Origin of the sequence: Pseudarthrobacter sp. S6, assembly GCF_050156575.1 — a bacterium.
GTDB lineage: Bacteria > Actinomycetota > Actinomycetes > Actinomycetales > Micrococcaceae > Arthrobacter.
This window is the reverse complement of sequence record NZ_CP189581.1, coordinates 3,668,279-3,689,773: the sequence shown is the minus strand read 5'-3', so window position 1 is coordinate 3,689,773 and position 21,495 is coordinate 3,668,279. Positions and strand designations below refer to the sequence as shown.

The following is a 21,495-nucleotide window of genomic DNA, read 5'->3' as shown; positions in this document are numbered from 1 at the left end:
GAGTGAAGCGAGGGGTTATTTGATGCCGGAGAAGCCGATGGAGTTCACTACCCTCTTGCCGAAGGCGATGAAGAGGATCAGGACGGGCAGGGCGGCGATGAGGGTGGCGGCCATCAGGCCGGACCAGTCGGGGGCGCCCTGCGGGGACTGGGATTTGAAGACGCCCAGTCCGACGGTGAGGACCCGGACGGATTCGTCCTGGCCTACGAGCAGTGGCCAGAAGTATTCGTTCCAGGTGCCGATGAAGGTCAGCAGCGCCAGGGTGGCCATGGGGGCGCCGGCGTTGGGCAACACGATCTTGAAGAAGATGCGGAACTTGCTGGCGCCGTCGAGCATGGCGGCTTCCTCCACTTCCCGCGACATGCTCATGAAGAACTGGCGCAGGAAGAAGATCGCGAACGGGGTCATGAACAGGAACGGCAGGATGATGCCGGCGTAGGTGTTCAGGAGTCCGAGGTTCTTGATCATCAGGAAATTGGGCAGCGCGGTGAAGATCGGCGGGACCATCATGGTGGCCAGGAACAGTGCGAAGACTTTTTCCCGGCCGGGCCAGCGCAGCCGTGAGAAGGCGTAGGCGGCCATGGAGCTGAAGAACACCTGTCCGGCGGTGACAAGGGTGGAGACGATGATGGAGCTGCGCAGATACCACCAGAAGTTGATGGCAGCTCCGGAGCCGCCTTCGGCGATTGCTTCCTCGGGGGTTTGCAAGCCCAGGACGCGTTTGAAGGCGCCCCAGCTGAAGTCGGCCGGCAGGAGGTTGCCGGCGTTCGCGGCGAGGGAATGGTTGCTGGAGAGGGCGGTGCGGAGCATCCACAGGAACGGGGCGATGGTGACGACCAGCGCGATGGCTACCAGGGTCCAGGCCCCGGCGCGTCGCCAGTTGAACGGCTTGCGGGGCTTGATGATGAGGGCGGTGCGGGTGCGGGTGCGGGTGCGGGTGCGGGCGGCCGGGTCGTGGCGGGACGGAGTCGAAGTGGTCATGGCGGGGGTCCTTAGTCCAGGTCCGATTCGTTGCCCTTGAGGAACTTCATTTGAACGAAGGCGACCAGGGCGAGGATGACGAAGAGAATGACAGAGAGTGCGGAGGCGTACCCGAAGTCGGACTCGGTGAATGCTTTTTGGTAGATGTACATCTGGATGACGCGGGAGGCGTTGATGGGGCCGCCAGCGGTGGTGACGGCCACGGTGTCGAAGACCTGGAAGGAACCGATGACGGTGACCACAAGGACGAGTACCAGCACCGGGCGCAGCAGCGGCATGGTGATGGACCAGAACGTCCGGGTCGGCGACGCCCCGTCGAGGGAGGCGACCTCGTAGACGTGGCTGGGGATTGACTGCAGTCCGGCGAAGATCAGCAGGGCGGTGTAGCCCATGTGGCGCCAGACGTTGACGAACGCGATGGTGGGAATGGCCCACTGTTCGCTGCCGAAGAACGCGATCCGGGGCCCGCCCAGCCAGCTGATGATTTCGTTGACGATGCCCAGCTGGTAGTCGAGCATCCAGAACCAGAGGAGGGCGACAATCACGTTGGCCACCAGGAACGGCAGCAGCAGCGCCCCCCGGATGAACGTGGACTTCGCGACGCGGTGCATCAGCAGCGCCAGGCCCAGGGCAATGACTGTCTGGAAGCCGATGTTCAGCGCCACGTACTGCAGGGTCACGCTCATAGCGTTCCAGAACAGTTCGTCGGCGAAAATCGCGGTGTAGTTCTTGATCCCGATCCAGGTGGGATCACCCAGGATGCTGTACTCGGTAAAGCTGAGGTAAACACCCCGGATCGTGGGGATCAGGAAAAATGCCAAGAACCCGATCATCGCCGGGAAGATAAACACCATCGCGATCCTCAGATCGCCCATCCGGTGCGTGCGGCTCTTCTTCCGGGTACTCCCGGTATTTCCTGTCTTGGACCGTGCCGCCCGGCCTGCCGGGTCTCGCTGCTGCTTGGTAAGGGTGGTCATCTTCGACCCCTTCCTGACTGTGATGTGGGTAACAACTGATAAAAAATCTACACGAGTAGATTAAAGCTGGCAAGTATTGGATTTTCTTCTTTATTTGAAGTAATTTAGCCAGTCGCGAGGCTATTGACTCGAGTAGATTCAACTGAAACACTGGGGATCCTGACGGACAGCGCTTGCCCGGTCTTCCGTCACAGCATCCAGGGAAGGCAAACAATGACGTTTTCAATCGGCGTAGTAGGAGTTGGCCAGTTCGGCGGCCAGTTCGCGCACCTCTTCAATCTCCACCCCGGCGTCAGTGCCGTCTTTGCGGTGGATGATCTTCCCGAACGTGCGGCCGAGGCAGTGGACCGCTACCACTTGGCGGGGTCGGAGGAGAGCTTTGAAGACCTCCTTGCCTCCGACGTCGACGCCGTGGCCATCTTCACCCAGCGCTGGACACACGGACCGTTGGTGGAGCAGGCACTCCGCGCCGGAAAGCACGTCTACTCAGCCGTCCCCATGGCCATTTCCGAGGAAGAGATCGCCCGCATCATCGATGCCGTGCGCGAGACCGGAAAGGTCTACATGATGGGAGAGACCAGCTATTACAACCCGGCCACCGTCTATGCGCGCCAACAGCACGCCGCCGGCCGATTCGGGCGGATCTTCTACAGCGAAGGCGACTACGTCCACGACATGGACCTGGGCTTCTACGATGCCTACCAGTACAGCGGCGGTGACCGCTGGAAGGAGACCGCCAGCTACCCGCCGATGCTGTACCCGACGCACGCGGTGGGCGGCGTGCTCGGCGCCGTCCCGGCCCACGCGGTCAGCGTCAGCTGCGTCGGAGTCAAGGATGACCGCAACGATGGTGTCTTCGACAAGGAAGTCAGCATGTTCGGCAACGACTTCTCCAACGCCACCGCCCTCTTTGAACTCAATGACGGCGGCGTTATGCGCACCAACGAGATGCGCCGCGTGGGATATCCCTCACATATCAGGGAATCCCGGTTCCGGTTCTTCGGGACGGAGGCCAGCTTCGAACAGCTCGCAAAAGTCTCCGTCTGGCAGGACAAGGAAAACGTCCAGGACATTTCCGAGCAATTTGAAACCCGGCCTAGCATGTCCCTCGACGACCCGTCGCTGGCCAACGTTGCGCCGGAACTGAGGGACGCCTTCGTCTCCGGACTCTCGCCTGTCCACGACGCTGATCGGCTGCCGGCGGAGTTCCGCGGTGCACCGAACGGGCACGATGGAAGCCACCACTTCCTGGTGGATGACTTCGTGACAGCGGTCAACACCGGCACGCAGCCGCCGGTCAACGCCTGGGTTGCCTCCCGGTTCACGCTGCCCGGCATCGTGGCGCACGAGTCGGCCCTCCGCGGCGGGGAACGGCTGCCCATCCGCGACTTCGGCGACGCCCCGGGGATCTGATAGCTAGCATGTACACCATGACGACTCCCACAGTGCAGGCCCCGCGTGGCCCGGTGACCCGCAAGGACGTTGCCCGGTACGCGGGCGTCAGCACCGCCGTCGTCAGTTATGTAGTGAATGGCGGGCCCAAGAAGGTGGCTCCGGCCACGGAGGCGAAGGTCCAGGACGCCATCCGCGTCCTGGATTACCGCCCCAACGCGGCGGCCAGAGCCCTCAAGTTGGGATCCAGCGAGACACTTGGGCTGATCGTGCCCGACAACTCGAACCCTTTCTTCTCGCTCCTCGCGCATGCTGTGGAGGACGCGGCGGCCGAGCGGGGCTACGCGCTGCTGCTGACCAACTCCGACGGCAACATTTCCAAGGAACGCCGGAACGTCAGGAACCTGGCAGCGCGGCAGGTGGACGGCGTATTACTCGCCAGCGTCCTGTTTCAACCGGACCTGGAAGACCTCGAGAAGGCCGATATTCCGTGGGTCCTGCTCAACCAGGACCGTGAGGTGGCGGGCGTCAACAGCATCGGTGTGGACCTCCTGGCCGGGGCACAGATCGCCGTGGAGCACCTCCTGGGGCACGGTCATACCAACGTCGGCCTGGCCATGGGCACCAACGTGGGGAATGACGTTGACGGGCGCGAACTCGGTTGGCTGAAGGCGCTTGCGGAGGCTGGCCTCCCTGAGGGGCCGATCGCACGCAGCCCCTTCACCCGGTCCGGTGGCTACGAAGCGGGCAAACGGCTCCTGGCCGCTTCGAATCGGCCCACGGCGATTTTCGCGAGCTCGGACATGCAGGCGGTCGGTATCCTCCGCGCGCTCCATGAGGCAGGTGTCGCAGTCCCCGGAGAGATCGCGGTGACCTCCTTCGACGGCTCCGCCGAGGCGGAGTACACGTGGCCGGCGCTGACCACCGTGGATCAGCCGGTCCGGGAGATGGCCGCGGCCGCCGTCGAAGGCATCCTGGCTGCGCGTCGCAAGGCCGCACCGCAGCAGCAGATGTTCCCCACGAAGCTCCACGTCCGCCAGTCCTGCGGCTGCCCCTGAATTAAGGGCTTTTGGTTCGCTGCCCCGCGATCCGGACTTTGCCCACGCGCTGGCCGAGGATGCGGTGGGCTTCTGGGCCCAGTCCGGCGTCGCTGATGACCTCATCGGCCGCGTCCAAGGGGGCGATGGTGCTGATGCCCAGCAGCCCCCACTTGGTGTGATCGGCCAGGACTACGGTTTTCCGGGTGGCGGCGACGAACGCCCGGTCAGTCTCCGCCTCCAACAGGTTGGGCGTGGTGAAGCCGGCGTCGGCGTCCATACCGTGCACACCCATGAACAGCACGTCCAGGTGCAGCTGCTTCAACGCGGCCGTCGCGATGGGACCCACCAAAGCGTCCGACGGCGTCCGCTCGCCGCCGATCAGGATCACGGTTGATGGGAAGCGGGCAGCGCCGCCGGAGGCAGCGTGGTGGAAGAGGTCAGCGATGCGCACGGAATTGGTGACCACCGTGATCCGCGGACCGTTCACCAGCTCCTTGGCGAGGGCCCAGGTGGTTGTGCCGGCGCTCAGACCAACGGCCATGCCCTCATACACCAGGCCGGCAGCCTCCAGTGCGATGGCCCGCTTCTCGGCGGTCAGCTGGGTGGACTTAAGTTCGAAGCCTGGCTCATGCGTGCTGACATCGCCGGGGAGCTTGGCGCCGCCGTGGATACGCTCCAGCTTGCCGCCTGCCTCCAGAAGCTCGATATCCCGGCGGACGGTCATCAGAGAAACGCCCAACTGCTGGGCGAGGTCCGAAACCCGCACCACACGCTCGCGCTGGACGGCATCCACAATGGCCTGGTGTCGTGCAGCAGGGAGCATGTGAAAGCAATCCTTAATTCCGGCGACAGGGCTGCTCCCAGCATACGGCGACGGCGCCGCCCTCCCCACCGTCCCCCTAACCTCGCAAGCTCGGTCAGGGAACCCGGACGGTGTGGGCCCAGGTGAGAAGCGCCGTCGTCGGGCTTTCTTGGCTGCGAAGCGTTATTTCCGGAGCGACTGCGCGATCTGCTGCATCACTGTGGTGTCCGCCAATGTGGTTGCGTCACCGGATTCGCGGCCCTCAGCGATGTCCTTGAGGAGGCGGCGGACGATCTTGCCGGAGCGGGTTTTGGGCAGTTCCGGTACCACGAGGATGGTTTTGGGTTTGGCGATGGGCCCGATTTCCTTGCCCACGTGGTTGCGGAGTTCCTGAACGATGGCGTCGCCGGTGTCCACGGCGTCGCCGCGCAGGATGACAAACGCGACGACGGCCTGGCCGGTGGTTTCGTCCGCGGCGCCCACAACGGCGGCCTCGGCCACGGAGGGGTGGGACACCAGGGCGGATTCGATCTCGGTGGTGGAGAGCCGGTGCCCGGAGATGTTCATAACGTCATCCACGCGGCCCAGGAGCCAGATGTCGCCGTCCTCGTCCTTCTTGGCGCCGTCGCCGGCGAAGTACATGCCTTCGAAGCGGGACCAGTAGGTTTCCTTAAACCGTTCGGGGTCGCCCCAGATGCCGCGGAGCATGGCCGGCCAGGGTTCGCGGATCACCAGGAAGCCGCCGTGGCCGTCCGGCACGGATTCGCCCTGCTCATCGACGACGTCCACGGCGATGCCGGGCAGCGGGACCTGGGCTGAGCCGGGCTTGGTGGCGGTGACGCCGGGCAGCGGGGCGATCATCTGGGCGCCGGTTTCGGTCTGCCACCAGGTGTCAACGATCGGTGCTTTGTTGCCGCCGATGACGTCCCGGTACCACATCCAGGCTTCGGGGTTGATGGATTCGCCCACGGACCCGAGGACCCGGATCGAGGACAGGTCGTACTTGTCCGGGATCTCCCGGCCCCACTTCATAAACGTACGGATGGCCGTGGGGGCGGTGTACAGGATGGAGACCTTGTACTTCTCGATGATCTCCCACCAGCGTCCCTGGTGCGGGGAATCAGGGGTGCCTTCGTACATCACCTGGGTGGCGCCGTTGATGAGCGGCGCGTAGGCGACGTACGAGTGGCCGGTGACCCAGCCGACGTCGGCCGTGCACCAGTACACATCCGTTTCTGGGTGCAGGTCGAAGACAGCCTTATGGGTGTAGGCGCCCTGGGTGAGGTAGCCGCCGGTGGTGTGCAGGATGCCCTTGGGCTTGCCCGTGGTGCCGGAGGTGTACAGGATGAACAGCGGGTGCTCGGAGTCGTGGCCTACGGCCTTGTGCTCCGGGGAGGCCAGTTCCACGGTGTCCGCCCACCAGTGGTCCCGGCTTTCGTGCCAGTCCACGTTCTGGCCGTTGCGCTTGACCACCACAACGTTCTGGACCGTGTGCCCGTCGACAGCGAGGGCCTCGTCCACGGCGGTCTTGAGCGCGCTGGGCTTGCCGCGGCGGTAGGTACCGTCCGCGGTGACAACCAGCTTGGCCTCGGCGTCCTCGATCCGGGAGCGCAGGGCGTCTGCGGAGAACCCGCCGAACACCACGGAGTGCACGGCGCCGATGCGGGCGCAGGCCAGCAGCGTGATGACGGCCTCCGGGATCATGGGCAGGTAGACAGCAACCCGGTCACCCTTGCCAACGCCGAGGGACTCGAAGGCGTTCGCGGCCTTCTTGACCTCTTCGGTGAGCTGGGCGTACGTGTAGGTGCGGGTATCCCCGGGTTCGCCCTCGAAATAGATGGCCACCCGGTCGCCGAGGCCGTTCTCCACATGGCGGTCAAGCGCGTTGTACGCGGCGTTGACCTCGCCGCCCACGAACCATTTGGCGAACGGCGGGTTGGACCAGTCCAATGCCTCGTCGAAGTCTTTGCTCCAGGTGAGCAGCTCGCGGGCCTGCTTCGCCCAGAAAGCCGGGCGGCCGGCGTCGGCCTCTGCGTAATCAGCGGCGGTGACAACGGCGTCGGCAGCGAACTCGGGGCTGGGGGCGAAAGTGCGGTTTTCGTGCAGCAGGTTTTCAAAGGCGTCGCCCTGCTGGTCTGCCCTCACGGAAGCCGCGGGGGCGGTGGCCGTGGAGCCGGGAGTGTCCTGAGACATGGTGAACCTCATCATTCATCGGTCTTTAAGCGGCTGCCGTCGCCCGGCCGTGCTCCGTCGCTTGCGCGGCATCGGGCAGCGGCCGATCACGGACATTCCGCAAAGAGCTGTTCCGGAATCAAGCGTAATACGCGCCGGGGCAACCATGTGTTCGCTGTCACAGAGGCGCCCGCGAACGGCGTTTATTTAGCGTTGAATGGTTAGCGGACCCTGCGAACCGGCGGCCCACCGCTGCGGATCGGCTAGTGATCGGCCATGCGGTTGACTAGGCTGAGATTGAATTGTGAGTTTCCACGGAGTTGTCGGATCCGGTGCTGCACTGCCGGGCCTGGCCGTTGCCGCCGTTTCGGATGGCACAGTTTTGGGACATAACCGTCCCGGTGCCGCCACGCTAAGGAGTACAGAATGAACCAGCAACGCTTCGGCCAGAAATTTGGCCGCGCAACCGGGGCACAGGCTGGGACCACCCCGGAGGAGGGCTCAGCGAAGGGCGCACAGAAGCCGGCCAGCGCCAAGCCGGGCACCACCAACCAGGCCGTGCTGGGTCCATTCACGCTCCGGGACCTGGCCGTTTTCGCCGCGACCGTCATTCTGCTGGTGGCCTCGCTGCTGCCTATTTTCTTCGGCCGGTTTAATCTCTGGAATGCAGGCAGCCTGTTCTTCCTGGGCCTCGGCATTGTGTTGCCGCTGATTGTCTCGGCACTCTTTGTTGGACGCCGGCTCGCTCCCGCGACAAGAGTCCGCATCGGCTCGCTGTCCGTTGACCAGTTCGCGTCTGTGGTGGCTGCCTTTGCGCTGGCGTTCTTCTTCGTGTCTGCGGCCGCGGCCTATGTTCCCAGCCTGTTGGTGGGCTTGGTCGGTTCGGTGGTGCTGTTCGCGGGGACCGTGCTGAGTCGGTATATCCCTCACTTCGCCGGCGACTTTCTGGGGCGCGACGAATCACCGGCCCATGTGATGGCCCGCGAGTCGGCTGTGCCGTTGCCCAGGCCGCACACGCCCAAGGAACCCAAGCCTGAGGGCTCGCCCGTCCCGGCAGCTTCCGCGGCTTCCGCCACCCCTGCCGCTTCGGCTGGGGCCTTCTCCTCCCCGGCTGCGTCAGCAGCAGTCTCCTCCGCTCCGGAGGTTCAGAAGTGGACCGCCGCCGGCCACCCCGGCCCCGCAACCCAGGCCGCCGACGTCGTGCCTTCCCCAACAGCGACGAACGCTTCAGTGACGCCCGCCGTTGAGGAGACCACTGCGGGTGACACCCCGACGGCGGCTGCGGCTCCAGTTGAATCTGCGCCGACTGCTGCTGCGGCCGCGTCCGCCGCTGCTGCCCCTGAAACGGCGTTTCACGACGCCGGCGCGGGTGACCCTGCCCCGGCTCGCCAAGCTGCCGCGGAACCTGCGGCGACGGCCGTGCATCAGCAGGTGCGCAGCGTGGAGCCCATCGGCGCCACCGTGGATCCGGCTTCCAGGCCGGAAGAATCGTACGAAGAGCCTGCGCAGGAGGCATTCTGGTTTGCCGTGGCGCAGCACCGTACAGCGGTGGACGCCCAGACCGGCGCCCCCGCCTTTGTGATCGAACCGGGTGGCTGGGTACTGGCCCTGGAAGACCGCGGCCACGAATTCCTGGTCCAGCACACCGACGGCCGCGTGGGCGTGCTGCGCGACCTCAGCAACATCGAGCGCGGCTAACCAGGCCTGTGGCCCCCTCCCGTAGACCCGGATCCGGCCCGGCTGCAGCAGCCCCGGAGTCTTTGCTGGCGTTGAAGCGCCGGGCGCGACGGATCAACAAGGCATTGGCGGAGAAGTACCCGTATGCCCATGCTGAGCTGGATTTCCGGAACCCATTCGAACTGGTGGTGGCCACGGTCCTGTCGGCCCAGACCACCGATGTGCTGGTCAACCAGGTCACCAGGATCCTGTTTGCGCGCTACCCGGACGCCCGGGCTTTGTCCGAGGCCGATCCCAACGAGCTCGAAGCGATCCTGCAGCCCACCGGCTTCTTCCGGGCCAAAACGAAGAACGTGATGGCGCTGAGCACGCGCCTGGTGGACGAGTACGACGGCGTGGTCCCCGGCCGGCTGGAGGACCTCGTGACGCTGCCGGGAGTGGGGCGCAAAACCGCCAACGTGGTGCTGGGCAATGCTTTCGGTATCCCCGGGATCACAGTGGACACGCACTTCGGCCGGCTCGCACGGCGCTTCGGCTGGACCACCTCCGAAGACCCGGTGCAAATCGAATTCGACGTTGCTGGACTGTTTGAGCCCAAGGACTGGACCATGCTCTCGCACCGTGTGGTGTTCCACGGGCGGCGGGTGTGCCACTCACGGAAGCCTGCCTGCGGCGCATGTCCGGTAGCGAACTGGTGCCCCAGCTACGGGTTGGGCGAGACTGACCCTGCCAAGGCTGCCAAGCTCCTTAAATACGAACTGGCGCCCGGGAACGAACTTCTCCTGAACCGGTTGCTGGCCGAAACACACCGCGCCGCTGAAATCCGGATGGAATCACAGAGGCGGCTCCCATGAGCGCACGCCAGGACCTGATCGACCTGGTGCTCAGATCGGACAGCGGCGACGTCACCGCTCCGAACACTGCCTGGGCGGCCCTGACCGTGGATGAAGCCCTAGCCCGCAAGGCGGCAGTCCTGATGCTTTTCGGTGTACTGGACGACGTTCCGGCCGCCTCTGGCAGACCCCTGGCCGCGGCGGATCTTGATGTCCTGCTGCTGGAACGCGCGCACACCCTGGATTCCCATCCCGGCCAGGTTGCCTTTCCCGGTGGCACCATTGACGCCGACGAAACCCCCGTAGCCGCTGCCCTGCGCGAAGCCGAAGAGGAGACCGGGCTGGACACCGCAGGGGTGGAGGTTCTGGGAACGTTGCAGGAGCTTGGGCTGGCCCGCAGTAACTTCCTGGTGACGCCGGTGCTCGGCTGGTGGGCGGCGCCGTCGCCGGTGCAGGTGGTTGACTACGCCGAATCCGCCCAGGTTTTCCGGATCCCCGTCCGGGACCTGCTGGACCCGGCCAACCGGGTGACAGCCACGGCCAGCCGCGATGGCAGGACGTTCAGCAGCCCCGCGTTCGCGGTCAGCGGTGTGCTGGTCTGGGGCTTCACCGGGATCATTCTGGATGGCCTTTTTGAGCAGCTGGGCTGGGCGGTGCCGTGGGACCGGACCATGCTGCACGAGGTGGTTTTCTAGCACCGGGCTTAGCTGGTGGTGACTGGTTGCTGCCGAAGATCAACAACAATGCCCGTGGCCGCGTTTTCACGCAAGGCCTTGATGCCGTCCTTCAGGGCCCCGAGATGCTTGAAGTCGGGCGAAACTGCCACGATGTTGCCGTTTGAGTCGGTGAGCCTGAGCCGATAGCACTCGTCACTTACCCGATGTATTTCAAACCTGCCCGCCATAGGCCGGACCTCCCCTGATATGCGTCTTTGCATGAATAGCTGGAGCGTCTGTTTCAGTCGCTCTTCTGATGTAATCATGGTCACAGAGGTTCCGACCAGCTACTCGCGGGTAGGTTTTTTGGGCCACTTAGTGGGGCCAATTGCTACTTTGCGTTGTCGTATGAGTCCACCACGGCCATGCTGACGGGGAATTCCACCGGGATGGGGCCGAACAGCAGTTCCTTCGCGGCGGCGGCAGCTTCCTCGATGGCCCGGATGCAGGCCTGGACGCCGGCCTCGGGGGCGTGGACCATCACCTCGTCATGCAGGAAAAACACCAGTTCCGCCTGAACGGAACCGTCGGCACGCAGGGCCCGCAGCCGCCGTCGTAATTCCGCCAGCCAGCACGCCGCCCAGTCAGCGGCGGATCCCTGCACCACAAAGTTGCGCGTGAAGCGGCCGCGGGAACGGGCAATCGATTCCGCGCGGCGCTGCTCCTCGGCCGTGGCCGACTGCTGGCTCCGGAACCACCCTTCCGACGGCGGCGGGCTGCTCCGGCCAAGCCTGGTGGTCACGGTGCCGCCGGCCGCGCCGTCCCGCGCCGCCTGCTCCACAAAGCCAACGGCGCGCGGGTAGGTCCGTGCCAGCTGTGGCATCAAGCGCCCGGATTCGCCGGTGGTGGCGCCATAGATGGCGCCCAGGAGGGCGATTTTCGCATTGGCGCGGTCGCCGCCGAAACCCTGGGCGGCGATGCCTGCGTACAGGTCCTTGTCGCGCGCCGCTCCAGCCATTTTGGAGTCCTGCGCCAGCGCCACCAGCACCCGGGGTTCCAGTTGGGAGGCGTCCGCGACGATGAGTTTGTGGCCGGGATTCGCATGGACCGCGCCACGGATCTGGCGCGGGATCTGCAAGGCCCCGCCGCCCCGTGACGCCCAACGCCCGGACACGACGCCGCCCACCACATACTCGGGCTGGAAACGGCCGTTGGCCACCCACGCGTCCAGCCAGGCCCAGCCGTTGGCAGTGTGCAGGCGGGACAGTTTCTTGTAGGCGAGAAGCGGTTCAATGGCAGGGTGGCTGGACTCCATCAGCTCCCACTGCCGGGTGCTTTTCACCTCGATGCCGTTGCGGTGCAGGGCGCGCATCAGCTCCTGCGGCGAGTCCGGGTTCAGTCCGGGCGAGTTGAGCAGTCCCCGAAGCTCGGTACTCAGGGCCTCCAGCTTCGCGGGGCGGTGACCGGACGGAGGGCGCGGCCCGAGGTAATCGGCGAGGATCTGCTCGTGCAGGTCCTCCCGCCAGGGAACACCGGTGTGCTGCATCTCGGCGGCGATCATGGCGCCAGCGGATTCGGCAGCCAGCAGCAGCTGGAGCCGCTTCCGCTTGTTTTCGTCCGGAGCCGCATCGGCCAGGGCTGCTTGTTGCGCGGCGTATTCCGCGCGGAGCTCCGCCAGTCCTTGCCGTGGGGCACGGTGGCGGACGTCGTCAAAGAGGGCCCCTTGGTCCGCTGGCGGGGGCGGCGGCTGCAGGGCGCGGGGCAGCGCCTGGGGATCGTCGAGGGGTTCCTTGTCGGCGTTCCGGGCGTACTCCGTGTGGGCCGTGAACTGTGAGTACGCCAGGATATTGCCGCACAAACCTAGGTCATAGCAGCGCTCCAGCTCCACGCCTGCCGCCAGCAGCGCGGGGTACCAGTCCTGGGTCCGCTTCCAGATCCAGCGGGGCGGGGTCTCGCGGGGACGGTTCTCCAGTTGGCGTACAACGCCGGCCAGCTCGCTTGCGCTGATCAGGCGCGGCTCGGGGCGGTCTGGGTGCGGATCGCCCGCCTGGGTGACTTGTTGGAGGGCTGCGCCGTGGGCGTGGGCGGCGAGCAGCAGATACATAGGCCTAATTCTGCCCTGTGGCGGGGGCTCTGTACGCCGTGGCGGAGCGCCAGAAGGAAGTTGGCCGCACCGAAGCGGCACTGGTCCGCAAGGCGAGGCAGGCCGGTCTGCCAGGTCCGGTCCGGGTGTTCGGGGGAGTTGTCCACATACGGCGGCATGCCCCTGTTACCTTCACCTGAGTGCGGTGGAGAGTGGCTGCATGAGCAGGCACCAGCAATCTCCACCCCCTTCCGAGCGGTCTTCCACCCAGCTGTCCCGCGCCCGGCCCTCACCTTCCCCCGGATCTGACTCCGTTGGTTCCCAGTCCCGTGATTCCAGGTCAGGTGCTTCCACGTCCCGTGCGCCTACCTCGGGACGGGCCGCGGGAGCCTGGCTACCGGACCCCGCTGGTGCCGAGGTGCTCCTCGTCACCAGCTACGACTTCCTGCAGGGCGAAGTGGAACGGATCGTGGCTGCCGCCGGCGGCCAGTTGCGGGTGGTGACGGAAGTGGCTGACGCCGCCAAATACTGGGACGCCGCGGCCGCCGTGTTGGTCGGGAGCGATGTCCGTGAGCTGCCGCCGCGGCGACGTGCCCCTGCCGTGTTGGTGGGCCTGAACGGGGAGGGGGACAGCCTCTGGCACCTGGCTACAGCCCTCGGAGCGGAGCGGGTGGCGGTACTGCCGGATGCCTCGGCCTGGCTGGCCGAGTACCTGAGCCGGTCTCGGTCGCCCGAAGCGGGAGGACTCGTCCTCGGGATAACAGGGGGCTGCGGCGGTGCCGGGGCCACCACCGCGGCAATCTGGGTCGCCCAGGCGGCGGCCGGGCTGGGTGTGCGTGTATTGCTCGTTGACGGAGACCCGTGGGGCGGCGGCCTGGAACTGGCGCTGGCGGCTGAGGCGACGCCGGGGCTGCGCTGGCCTGATCTGTCCGACGCGAGCGGAAGCATAGATCCCGAGCAGCTGGCCGATTCACTGCCGGTCGCCGGCGGGTTTTCTTTCCTGTCCTGGCCAGGCAGCCGCGACCGCCAGACGCCGGTGGATGCCGCCACCACAGGCGGCGTCCTGGATGCGGCCCGGCGGGGCTATGAGCTGGTGGTGGTGGACATCGGACGGAGCGCCGAAACCGTGCGGATGTTCGCCTGGGACTGTGACCGCATACTGGTGGTTGTGCCGGCGCAGCTGAAGGCCGCGGTGGCCACGGCCCGGCTGCTGCACGAACTTCCTCCGGTCGAGGCGGCCCTCCTGGTTCGGGGAAAGGCCGGCGCCGCACTGGACGGCGGACTGATTGCGGACGCCGTCGGACTGCCGGTCCACGGCCGGGTTCCGGAGCTGCGTGGCGTTACGGCGGCCGGGGAAAACGGACGGCTCCTGGACGTGGGCAAACGGCGGCCCGTCAGGCATTTCGCCGCCTCAGTGCTCGATCTGTTGGACGGCGACATCCCCAGCGGAGACCTGCCGTGAGCGAGCGGCAGCCAGTCCCGCCGCCGTCGCCCCAGGAGCACCGGACGGGGGCACGCCGTCGGCAGGCCCGGGTCCTCGATCCGCGATTTTTGGATTCGTCACTGTTGGAAACCGTCCGTGAATCAGTCATGGCCGATGCCGGACCTGTAACGCCGTCCCGGGTCGCCGCCGCCGTCCAGGCCACCGGGCGGCTGCTGGGGACTGGCGGCTCCCTCGCGGCTGTGGAACGGATCAGCGCCGAGCTGAACGGGCTTGGCCCACTCCAGGAACTGACGCGGGACGTCCACGTCACCGACATCTTCGTCAACGCCCCGGACTCGGTCTGGATCGACCGGGGTCAGGGCCTCGAACCGGCCAGGGTTTCCTTTTCCGGTGAGGCGCAGGTGCGGGCCTTGGCATCACGGCTGGTGGCCGCCGGCGGACGGCGGCTGGATGACGGGTCCCCGTGTGTCGATGTCAGGCTCGACGGTGGCTACCGCGTCCACGCCGTCCTGCCGCCGATTTCGACAGCCGGCACTCTGCTGAGTGTCCGCATCCGGCGGGAGCAGGTCTTCTCCATGGACGAACTCCGTGCCGGCGGCATGTTCGGCGGCGTGGTCCGGGACGTCCTTGAAGGCGTGGTTGAACAGCGGCTGAGTTTCCTGATCAGCGGGGCCACGGGTTCCGGGAAGACCACTCTGCTTTCCACCCTGCTGGGGCTGTGCTCCCCGGCAGAACGGCTGGTTCTGATCGAGGACGCGTCCGAACTGAACCCCGTCCATCCGCACATTGTTTCGCTCGAGTCCAGGCACGGAAACCTCGAAGGCGGCGGCGAAGTGGACCTGGGCGAACTCGTCCGGCAGGCACTGCGGATGCGGCCGGACCGGCTAGTGGTGGGCGAATGCCGCGGTGCCGAGGTCCGGGAGCTCCTGACCGCCATGAACACCGGCCACACCGGCGGGGGAGGAACCATCCACGCCAACACTGCCACCGCCGTCCCGGCCCGCCTGACAGCTTTGGGCGCACTGGCCGGCATGGGCCAGGACGCCGTCCGGCTGCAGGCAGCCAGTGCCTTGGACGTCGTGGTCCACGTGGAGCGGTCCAGCCGCGGGCGGCATGTTGCCTGCGTGGGTGTGGTGCAGGACTGTCCTGGCGGGCTTACCGTGGTTCCGGCGTTGGAGACCACGCGTGGTCAGCTCGGCACCGGTCCTGCCTGGAAGACGCTGAGCTCGAGGTTGGGACTGTCTCCCGCGGCGGGTGTCGCGGCATGACACTTCTGTTGGCCGTGGTCCTGGGGCTGGCGGTCGTGCTCCTCTTCAGCCCGCCCGGAGGTGCCACCGGCCGTTTCCGGCGGGCCTTGACGAGTGCAGGACCAGGCCTCGCCTCGCGGGTTCACTCCGGGGCCGGTGGCAGCAAAACGGGCGGCACGTGGCGCAACGTCCTCCGCGCACGACCGAAAAGCAATGACCTGTCCTTGACCCTTGTGGTGCAGCAGCTTGCTGCGCTGCTCAAGGGCGGCCGCACTCCGGCACGGCTCTGGGATGAACTGTGGCTGGTCCACGGTGGCCGTCCGGAGCCAGGTTCAGCAACGACGAACGCAGGTTTACGCGCATCGCAGGACCCGGCAGGAAGGGCGGAACCATCACGCGGGCCAGCGTCCAGTCGCAGCGGTCCGAGCCTCAGCCCAGGTTCCCTGGTGATGCTTGGCGCCGTCCGGGCAGCAGCGTTCCGGGGCGCACCCGTGTCTGAAGCGATCAGGAAAACCGCTCAGGCGGAGTATTCGCGCGCCGACGGCAGGGAGTTACGGATCTGGTGCGAGCTGGCCGCCTGCTTTGATATCGCCGAAGCCAGTGGCTGTCCGCTGGCTGATGTGCTGGCGCGGTTTGCCGCGCAACTCGAAGTGGAAGACGATGCCGAGGCCGCACGGCAGACGGCCCTCGCCGGACCGAAAGCCACGGTGGGTCTCCTGACGTGGCTCCCGCTGATGGGGCTGGGCCTGGGAATAGCGTTGGGCGTGGACCCGTTGGCCATCCTGATCGGGACCCCGCTGGGACTGGCGGCGCTGGCAGCGGGAGTGGGCCTCACCATCGCCGGAAGAATCTGGTCTGCCCGCCTGGTCGGTGCTGCTGCCGGGGCCGGTGTGCCATGACGGAGGTTCTTGTGCCGGGGCTCGCTGTGGCAGTTGTTCTGGCTGCGGCCGCTTGCCTGGCCCTTTCGCAGCCAAGCCGGGTCCGGAAGCGGCTGGTCGGGCTCCGAGGTGAAGTGGGTGCAGGGTCGCCGGGGGCCGATGAAGCCTTCACACAACGTGGACGTCTGCACGGATTGCGTGACTCGGCCATGATGCTTGAGCTCGTGGCGGCGATGCTGGACGCGGGGTCAGGCATCGGGCGGTCCCTGGAACTCGTCGCTGCCTCGGCCTCGACGGACTACGGCAAGGCGCTGCGTCCCGTGGTGTCAGCGCTCGCCATCGGGGCCGACTGGGAGACAGCCTGGCGCAGTTCCGAAGTCCGGCTTCCCGAAATCCTGGAACTGCGTGACGCATTGGGATTCGCCGCCCTGACCGGAGCGCCGTCGTCGGCGATCCTTTACGCGCAGGCCGCGCGGCTGCGCCGGGAAAGATTCCGTGCCGCGGAGAAACGGGCGGCCTCCCTCGGCGTGAAGCTGGTCATTCCGCTGGGCCTGTGCTCGCTCCCGGCGTTCATCTGCCTGGGCGTTGTTCCGGTCCTGCTGGCACTGGTGCCGTCCGGGTCCTGAGCGCGGGATTTGAGCTACGGTCCATTCCTCCACACCCCGTCCTGTCCTCCACAATCCGCTCAAAGCCGCGCTTATCCACTTACGGGTTGTTGGCCCTTACCGAGACTTCCGCAGCCGGGAAGAGTCGAAGCAGCCGGCAACTCGGCCGGAGCACAGAAGGGAAATGTCACTATGACCATCATCGAAAACAGCCTTTCCGCAGCACCTGCACCGGAGTCCAGCGCCGCACCTGCGGGCACCGCACCACGGGACCCGGGAACCCGCTCCGATGCGGGATTGGGAGCGTGCACCTGCCAACGACAGGAATCCACGGAGCCCGCTGGCAACGTTGTGGAGCTTTACCCTGGTGCCAGCGAGCGGTCGGAGCGCCGCGGCAGGCTTTCAGCTTCAGAAGCCGGAATGGCAACGGCCGAATACGCCATCGCCACCCTGGCCGCTGTGGGCTTCGCCGGACTCCTCGTCTTCATTCTCCGTAGCGACGAAGTACGCGGATTCCTGTTGAACCTCATCCGCACGGCGCTGGCCTTGCCGTGATTCTGTCGCCGGCAGCGCTGCAACGTCCTAATGACCGGAGCAGCCGCCGTGGGCCGGGGAATGCCCGCGGCGCCGTAACGGCGGAGTTCGCGGTAGCGCTGCCGGCGGTACTGTTGCTCCTCGCCCTGCTTTTGGCCGGAGCCTCCGCAGGCGTCACCCAGCTCAGGCTCGAGGAAGCGGCGCGGGCCGGCGCCCGGGCGCTGGCCCGCGGTGAGGACCCTTCCGCGGTGCAGGGGATCGTCAGGACGTTGGCGGGGACGTCGGCAACGGCGTCCGTTGCGGCTGACGGCGAATGGCTCAGCGTCACGGTGGCTGACGGTGTGGGCGGACCCCTGGGGGCAACAGTGCCCTGGACGCTCACAGCCACGGCCACCACGCGGGGCGAAACGCCCGCCGCCAGCGGCGATCTTCAGCCGCTGGTACTGCCAATGCCGGCCACGATGAACGGATACCTTTTCAGGCTGGCACAGTCTGCGGACGAACGGACCGAACACATCCGGGCCCCCGAAGTGGAGCCGTCGTGAAGAGGCAGCCCGGGGACAACCCGGACCGCGGTTCGGGAACAGTCCTGGCCGCGGGACTGGCTTTGGTTGTCATCATGGCGATGGCCCTGCTGCTGTTGTTCGCGCAGTCCGCGGTGATGGCCAGCAGGGCAGCGGCGGCGGCGGACCTCGCCGCCCTTGCCGCGGCCGATGCCCTGCGCGGGATCACGTCCGGCGACCCCTGCACGGTGGCCGCAGAGGTGGCGGCCCGCAATGCTGCAGCACTCGTCAGCTGCACGGAAGGGGCCGGTCAGACCGTCGTGGTGCAAACGGAGCTGAATGCAGGGACTCTGGTTGGCGCCGCCACCGGTCAGGCGCGGGCCGGGCCGCCGCCCTGAGCGGATGTGGTGCTGAACGGCTCCGTGCTGGCAGGGACTTCGGCACCGCGGGGAGGCATTTCACGGGCGTCCTTGAGGAGGACATCGATGAGCGTGACGGCGGCAGCCTTGTCCAGCGGATTGTTCTTGTTCCCGCATTTGGGGGACTGGACGCAGGAGGGGCAGCCCGAATCGCACTCACACGCCTTAATGGCGTCGCGGGTCGCCGAAAGCCACACCTTTGCCTTATCGAAGCCGCGTTCGGCAAAGCCGGCACCGCCGGGGTGTCCGTCATACACAAAGATGGTGGGCACGCCTGTGTCAGCGTGGATGGCGGTGGACACCCCGCCGATGTCCCAGCGGTCGCTGGAAGCCACCAGAGGCAGGAGGCCGATCGCTGCGTGCTCGGCGGCGTGCAGGGCCCCCGGGAACTGCGCCTCGATGAGCCCGGCGCCCGTCAGCGTACGGTTCTCCACCACAAACCAGACCGCCTTCGTGAACAGGTCCCGGGCGCCCAGCTCCAGCGGCTCCTCACCCAGGATTTCATTTGAAATCAGGGCCTTGCGCTGAAAGGAAACCACCTGCGTTGTCACCTTCACATCGCCGAAGTGCACGGCAACATCGCCCCAGTGCTCAGTCCGGAGTGTGTCGAGCACTTCGATCTGGGTCACGTCCCGGGCCGTTGTGTAGTAGTCGGGGTTGGTGCGCCGGACCACCACGCAATGGTCGTCTTCGTTCAGTTCCTCCACCACATAGCTTTCGCCCTGGTGTACGTAGATGGCCCCCGTGTGCGCCTGGTAGTGCGTCTGGGGCGAGTCCATCGTCCCGAGCAGGGAGCCGGTGTCGGCGTCGACGATACTCACCGGCCCGCCGCCGTCGGCACGGAGGTTCACCATGGCCGCAGCGCTCTGGGAGTGCGTCCAGAACCAGCCCGCCGGCCGGCGCCGCAGATACCCCTGCGCCACAAGCTGGCCCAGCAGCTTCTCTGCTGTGCTGCCGAACAGGCCCAGTTCAGCCATGCCCAGCGGAAGCTCCGCGGCAGCGGCGCAGAGATGAGGCCCCAGCACGTACGGATTGGACGGGTCAAAGACGGTGGCCTCTACCGACACGTCGAAAATCGCCTCCGGATGGTTCACCAGGTAGGTGTCGAGCGGATCATCGCTGGCCACAAACGCGGCGATGGCATCCTGGCCCGCGCGCCCTGCGCGGCCGATCTGTTGGAACAGCGACGCCCGGGTGCCTGGCCAGCCCGCCACCAGGACGGCATCCAGCCCGGAAATGTCGATTCCCAGTTCGAGGGCGGACGTGCTTGAGACACCCAGCAGTTCACCGGAGCGGAGGGCCTTTTCCAGGGCCCGGCGTTCTTCTGGAAGGTACCCGGAGCGGTAGGCGGCCACGCGTTGCGGCAAGCTGGGATCCACTTCGTCCAGAAGGCGCTTGGTGATCGAAGCGATCGTTTCCGCACCGCGGCGGGACTTAATGAAGGCAATGGTCCGGATCCGGGACGAGACCAGGTTCGCCAGCAAGTCCGCCGTTTCGGCAACGGCGGTGCGTCGTTCGTTGGCGCCGTTCTCGCCCTTGAGCTCGGTCAATGCGGGTTCCCAGAAAGCTACCGTGGTGGAGCCGTGCGGTGAGCAGTCCTCGGCAACGGCCTGGACCGGCGCCCCGATTAGGCGTCCGAACGATGTGCCCGGCTCCGATGCCGTGGCAGAGGCGGCGATGAACACCGGACCGGGATGGGCAGCCCCTGCGCCGTAGTACGCGCAGATGCGGCGCAGCCGGCGCATCAGGTTGGCCACATGCGAGCCGAACACGCCGCGGTAGCTGTGGGCCTCATCCACAATCACGTATCGCAGCCGCCGGAAGAAGCTGGCCCACCAGGCGTGATTGGGCAGGATGCCGAAGTGGAGCATGTCAGGATTGGCGAGGATGAAATTAGCGTGGTCCCGTATCCATCGGCGGGCCGTGGGGTCGGTGTCTCCGTCGTAGGTCTCGGCCCGCACGGTGGGCAGTTTCAACGAACGGATGGCTGCCAACTGGTCAGCGGCCAGCGCCTTCGTGGGCGAGAGATAAAGGGTCACGGCGCCGTCGTCGTGGATCTTTCCCGGTTCGGAGAGCACGCCCAGTTCGGAGCGGTGGATGGCGTCAATCGCCGGCAGTTGGTAGGCCAGCGACTTGCCGGAGGCGGTGCCGGTGGCAATGACCACATGCTCGCCGCCGTGGGCCAGGTTGGCGGCCTGGATCTGGTGCCGGTACGGCTCGTGGATGCCGAGGGAACCATAGGCGGCCACGAGATCCGGGTGCGCCCACTCCGGCCATGGTTCGTGGACAGCCTGCCGGGCAGGGATGATGCGGACATGACGCAGCTGCTCCGGGTCCGGGCCTCGGCCCAGCATTGGAATCAGGGAGTCATGGGGGTTCACCCCAACATTCTTTCACCCGGGAAAAAATCACCCCACGGAAAGGTCTGCGCCTTCGTCGGACGTGGAGAGCATCAGCACGTGGCAAACAGTGGACCAGCCCAGGTGGGAGTACAGCTTCTGTCCGTCGAGGGAGGCCAGGAGCAGGCCGCTTTCCACATCCGGTCCGATGGCCTGTGCGGCCAGGGCCTTCATGATGAAGCTGCCCAGGCCGCGGCGCTGGAACGTCGGTTGGACTATAATCTTGTCGAATACAGCGGTCTCGTCCACCACAAAAACCCTGCCGCTCGCCGCCACCGTGTCACCTGAACGGACCACCGCGTGGTGGACGCCGTCGAGTTCGGAGGTGACCAGGTTCAGGTCATCGTCGGAGAGCCACGGATCTTCCGTATCCTGGGTGGACATGTCCACAATCATCATGGCCTGCGAGGCGGACGTGACGTTCAGACCGTTCTGCTGGGCCAGCGCCGTGAAGCGGGCAACGTCATTGGTGAGGATGTTCAGGACCCTGGCCGGCGCCTCGACGGTCTTCGCAGCCAGGGCAGTGAACTCGTCAGCGGAGGGGTCATGGGCGAAGTACTCCCACTCCCCGGTGGTGTCGGCCCGCAGTGCAGCGGGGAAGCGGCCCTCAACTGATGTCTGGTAACCGCGGCAGCCGGCCCAGCCAGCTACCCAGACTTCAAGAAGGCGTGTGATGTCTTCAACCAAGGCGTCCGGACTCATGTCATGAGAGTATTCCAGCCCCGACACAAGCAACAGGGGTAGGGTGCCCCGATGCGACTTGCTTATGCAATCGTGACCGGACAAGTCTGACGCATGCACGCCACGATGGATCCGTCCAGGAACACCTTGCCGCTGCCACTTCTGGTCTGTG

20 protein-coding genes are annotated in these 21,495 nt (G+C 66.3%); 12 read left to right on the top strand and 8 right to left on the bottom strand.

Annotated elements, in window-relative coordinates:
- Nucleotides 1-15: 15 nt before the first annotated feature.
- Both ACQCS0_RS17685 and ACQCS0_RS17680 read right to left on the bottom strand, forming a co-directional pair.
- Nucleotides 16-981 carry a carbohydrate ABC transporter permease gene (locus tag ACQCS0_RS17685; RefSeq protein WP_354154577.1) on the bottom strand — a complete coding sequence of 322 codons (966 nt, stop codon included), beginning with the start codon at nt 979-981 and terminating at the stop codon, nt 16-18.
- Between the two features lie 11 nt (nt 982-992).
- Complete coding sequence (locus tag ACQCS0_RS17680; protein ID WP_354154578.1) at nt 993-1,958, bottom strand: sugar ABC transporter permease; 966 nt, start codon at nt 1,956-1,958, stop codon at nt 993-995.
- Nucleotides 1,959-2,171: 213 nt separating this feature from the next.
- Between ACQCS0_RS17680 and ACQCS0_RS17675 the strand changes: the two genes are divergently transcribed.
- Together ACQCS0_RS17675 and ACQCS0_RS17670 are read left to right on the top strand one after the other, a co-directional pair.
- On the top strand, nt 2,172-3,371 hold the full coding sequence (locus ACQCS0_RS17675) for a Gfo/Idh/MocA family oxidoreductase (RefSeq protein ID WP_354154579.1): 1,200 nt from the start codon (nt 2,172-2,174) through the stop codon (nt 3,369-3,371).
- 17 nt (nt 3,372-3,388) lie between these two features.
- Complete coding sequence (locus tag ACQCS0_RS17670) at nt 3,389-4,408, top strand: LacI family DNA-binding transcriptional regulator (protein WP_354154580.1); 1,020 nt, start codon at nt 3,389-3,391, stop codon at nt 4,406-4,408.
- 1 nt (nt 4,409) lies between these two features.
- On the opposite strand, the gene ACQCS0_RS17665 is transcribed toward ACQCS0_RS17670, so the two are convergent.
- Both ACQCS0_RS17665 and acs read right to left on the bottom strand, forming a co-directional pair.
- Nucleotides 4,410-5,213: a DeoR/GlpR family DNA-binding transcription regulator gene (locus ACQCS0_RS17665; RefSeq protein ID WP_354154581.1), complete on the bottom strand. Its 804-nt coding sequence runs from the start codon at nt 5,211-5,213 to the stop codon at nt 4,410-4,412.
- Between the two features lie 162 nt (nt 5,214-5,375).
- Nucleotides 5,376-7,385: an acetate--CoA ligase gene (gene acs / locus ACQCS0_RS17660; RefSeq protein WP_426938870.1), complete on the bottom strand. Its 2,010-nt coding sequence runs from the start codon at nt 7,383-7,385 to the stop codon at nt 5,376-5,378.
- A 405-nt stretch (nt 7,386-7,790) separates the two neighbouring features.
- On the opposite strand from acs, the gene ACQCS0_RS17655 reads away from it, so the two are divergent.
- From ACQCS0_RS17655 to ACQCS0_RS17645, 3 genes are read left to right on the top strand one after another with little or no spacing between them, the layout of a single operon-like run.
- Nucleotides 7,791-9,062, top strand: coding sequence for a hypothetical protein (locus ACQCS0_RS17655; RefSeq protein WP_426938869.1), 1,272 nt, complete (start codon nt 7,791-7,793; stop codon nt 9,060-9,062).
- An 8-nt stretch (nt 9,063-9,070) separates the two neighbouring features.
- Complete coding sequence (gene nth / locus ACQCS0_RS17650; protein ID WP_426938868.1) at nt 9,071-9,895, top strand: endonuclease III; 825 nt, start codon at nt 9,071-9,073, stop codon at nt 9,893-9,895.
- Nucleotides 9,892-10,569, top strand: coding sequence for a CoA pyrophosphatase (locus ACQCS0_RS17645; RefSeq protein ID WP_354154585.1), 678 nt, complete (start codon nt 9,892-9,894; stop codon nt 10,567-10,569). Before nth ends, ACQCS0_RS17645 begins: the two co-directional genes overlap by 4 nt.
- A gap of 8 nt (nt 10,570-10,577) precedes the next feature.
- Here the strand turns inward: ACQCS0_RS17645 and ACQCS0_RS17640 are convergent, their stop codons facing one another.
- Both ACQCS0_RS17640 and ACQCS0_RS17635 read right to left on the bottom strand, forming a co-directional pair.
- Nucleotides 10,578-10,778, bottom strand: a complete 201-nt coding sequence (locus tag ACQCS0_RS17640; protein WP_354160309.1) for a DUF1508 domain-containing protein — start codon at nt 10,776-10,778, stop codon at nt 10,578-10,580.
- A gap of 143 nt (nt 10,779-10,921) precedes the next feature.
- Nucleotides 10,922-12,634 (bottom strand): bifunctional 3'-5' exonuclease/DNA polymerase, encoded by a 1,713-nt coding sequence (locus ACQCS0_RS17635; protein WP_354222423.1) that lies wholly within the window; start codon nt 12,632-12,634, stop codon nt 10,922-10,924.
- A gap of 199 nt (nt 12,635-12,833) precedes the next feature.
- Here ACQCS0_RS17635 and ssd point away from each other — a divergent pair, with 199 nt between their 5' ends.
- The 7 genes from ssd to ACQCS0_RS17600 all read left to right on the top strand — a co-directional run bounded on the left by ssd (nt 12,834) and on the right by ACQCS0_RS17600 (nt 18,222).
- Nucleotides 12,834-14,075, top strand: a complete 1,242-nt coding sequence (gene ssd, locus ACQCS0_RS17630) for a septum site-determining protein Ssd (RefSeq protein WP_354154587.1) — start codon at nt 12,834-12,836, stop codon at nt 14,073-14,075.
- Nucleotides 14,072-15,325 carry a TadA family conjugal transfer-associated ATPase gene (locus ACQCS0_RS17625; protein WP_426938867.1) on the top strand — a complete coding sequence of 418 codons (1,254 nt, stop codon included), beginning with the start codon at nt 14,072-14,074 and terminating at the stop codon, nt 15,323-15,325. The genes ssd and ACQCS0_RS17625 overlap by 4 nt, the downstream gene beginning before the upstream one ends.
- The gene (locus ACQCS0_RS17620; protein WP_354222421.1) at nt 15,322-16,203 is read left to right on the top strand and encodes a hypothetical protein; all 882 of its coding nucleotides are present in this window, start codon (nt 15,322-15,324) and stop codon (nt 16,201-16,203) included. The genes ACQCS0_RS17625 and ACQCS0_RS17620 overlap by 4 nt, the downstream gene beginning before the upstream one ends.
- Nucleotides 16,200-16,808, top strand: coding sequence for a type II secretion system F family protein (locus ACQCS0_RS17615; RefSeq protein WP_354154589.1), 609 nt, complete (start codon nt 16,200-16,202; stop codon nt 16,806-16,808). The genes ACQCS0_RS17620 and ACQCS0_RS17615 overlap by 4 nt, the downstream gene beginning before the upstream one ends.
- 171 nt (nt 16,809-16,979) lie before the next feature.
- Nucleotides 16,980-17,342, top strand: a complete 363-nt coding sequence (locus tag ACQCS0_RS17610) for a DUF4244 domain-containing protein (protein ID WP_354154590.1) — start codon at nt 16,980-16,982, stop codon at nt 17,340-17,342.
- Nucleotides 17,339-17,866 carry a TadE family type IV pilus minor pilin gene (locus ACQCS0_RS17605; protein ID WP_354154591.1) on the top strand — a complete coding sequence of 176 codons (528 nt, stop codon included), beginning with the start codon at nt 17,339-17,341 and terminating at the stop codon, nt 17,864-17,866. The genes ACQCS0_RS17610 and ACQCS0_RS17605 overlap by 4 nt, the downstream gene beginning before the upstream one ends.
- Nucleotides 17,863-18,222, top strand: a complete 360-nt coding sequence (locus tag ACQCS0_RS17600) for an Rv3654c family TadE-like protein (protein ID WP_354154592.1) — start codon at nt 17,863-17,865, stop codon at nt 18,220-18,222. Before ACQCS0_RS17605 ends, ACQCS0_RS17600 begins: the two co-directional genes overlap by 4 nt.
- On the opposite strand, the gene ACQCS0_RS17595 is transcribed toward ACQCS0_RS17600, so the two are convergent.
- Together ACQCS0_RS17595 and ACQCS0_RS17590 are read right to left on the bottom strand one after the other, a co-directional pair.
- On the bottom strand, nt 18,195-20,624 hold the full coding sequence (locus tag ACQCS0_RS17595) for a DEAD/DEAH box helicase (protein WP_354154593.1): 2,430 nt from the start codon (nt 20,622-20,624) through the stop codon (nt 18,195-18,197). The two genes, ACQCS0_RS17600 and ACQCS0_RS17595, sit on opposite strands and share 28 nt — an antisense overlap.
- 27 nt (nt 20,625-20,651) lie before the next feature.
- On the bottom strand, nt 20,652-21,344 hold the full coding sequence (locus tag ACQCS0_RS17590; RefSeq protein WP_354154594.1) for a GNAT family N-acetyltransferase: 693 nt from the start codon (nt 21,342-21,344) through the stop codon (nt 20,652-20,654).
- Nucleotides 21,345-21,495: the final 151 nt, after the last annotated feature.

Coding starts and splice junctions, on each gene's coding strand:
- ACQCS0_RS17670 (WP_354154580.1), top strand. CDS start 3,389: ATGACGACTCCCACAGTGCAGGCCCCGCGTGGCCCGGTGACCCGCAAG.
- ACQCS0_RS17645 (WP_354154585.1), top strand. CDS start 9,892: ATGAGCGCACGCCAGGACCTGATCGACCTGGTGCTCAGATCGGACAGC.
- acs (WP_426938870.1), bottom strand. CDS start 7,385: ATGTCTCAGGACACTCCCGGCTCCACGGCCACCGCCCCCGCGGCTTCC.
- ACQCS0_RS17610 (WP_354154590.1), top strand. CDS start 16,980: ATGACCATCATCGAAAACAGCCTTTCCGCAGCACCTGCACCGGAGTCC.
- ACQCS0_RS17665 (WP_354154581.1), bottom strand. CDS start 5,213: ATGCTCCCTGCTGCACGACACCAGGCCATTGTGGATGCCGTCCAGCGC.
- ACQCS0_RS17635 (WP_354222423.1), bottom strand. CDS start 12,634: ATGTATCTGCTGCTCGCCGCCCACGCCCACGGCGCAGCCCTCCAACAA.
- ACQCS0_RS17615 (WP_354154589.1), top strand. CDS start 16,200: ATGACGGAGGTTCTTGTGCCGGGGCTCGCTGTGGCAGTTGTTCTGGCT.
- ACQCS0_RS17620 (WP_354222421.1), top strand. CDS start 15,322: ATGACACTTCTGTTGGCCGTGGTCCTGGGGCTGGCGGTCGTGCTCCTC.
- ACQCS0_RS17675 (WP_354154579.1), top strand. CDS start 2,172: ATGACGTTTTCAATCGGCGTAGTAGGAGTTGGCCAGTTCGGCGGCCAG.
- ACQCS0_RS17640 (WP_354160309.1), bottom strand. CDS start 10,778: ATGGCGGGCAGGTTTGAAATACATCGGGTAAGTGACGAGTGCTATCGG.
- ACQCS0_RS17685 (WP_354154577.1), bottom strand. CDS start 981: ATGACCACTTCGACTCCGTCCCGCCACGACCCGGCCGCCCGCACCCGC.
- ACQCS0_RS17655 (WP_426938869.1), top strand. CDS start 7,791: ATGAACCAGCAACGCTTCGGCCAGAAATTTGGCCGCGCAACCGGGGCA.
- ACQCS0_RS17680 (WP_354154578.1), bottom strand. CDS start 1,958: ATGACCACCCTTACCAAGCAGCAGCGAGACCCGGCAGGCCGGGCGGCA.
- ACQCS0_RS17590 (WP_354154594.1), bottom strand. CDS start 21,344: ATGAGTCCGGACGCCTTGGTTGAAGACATCACACGCCTTCTTGAAGTC.
- ssd (WP_354154587.1), top strand. CDS start 12,834: ATGAGCAGGCACCAGCAATCTCCACCCCCTTCCGAGCGGTCTTCCACC.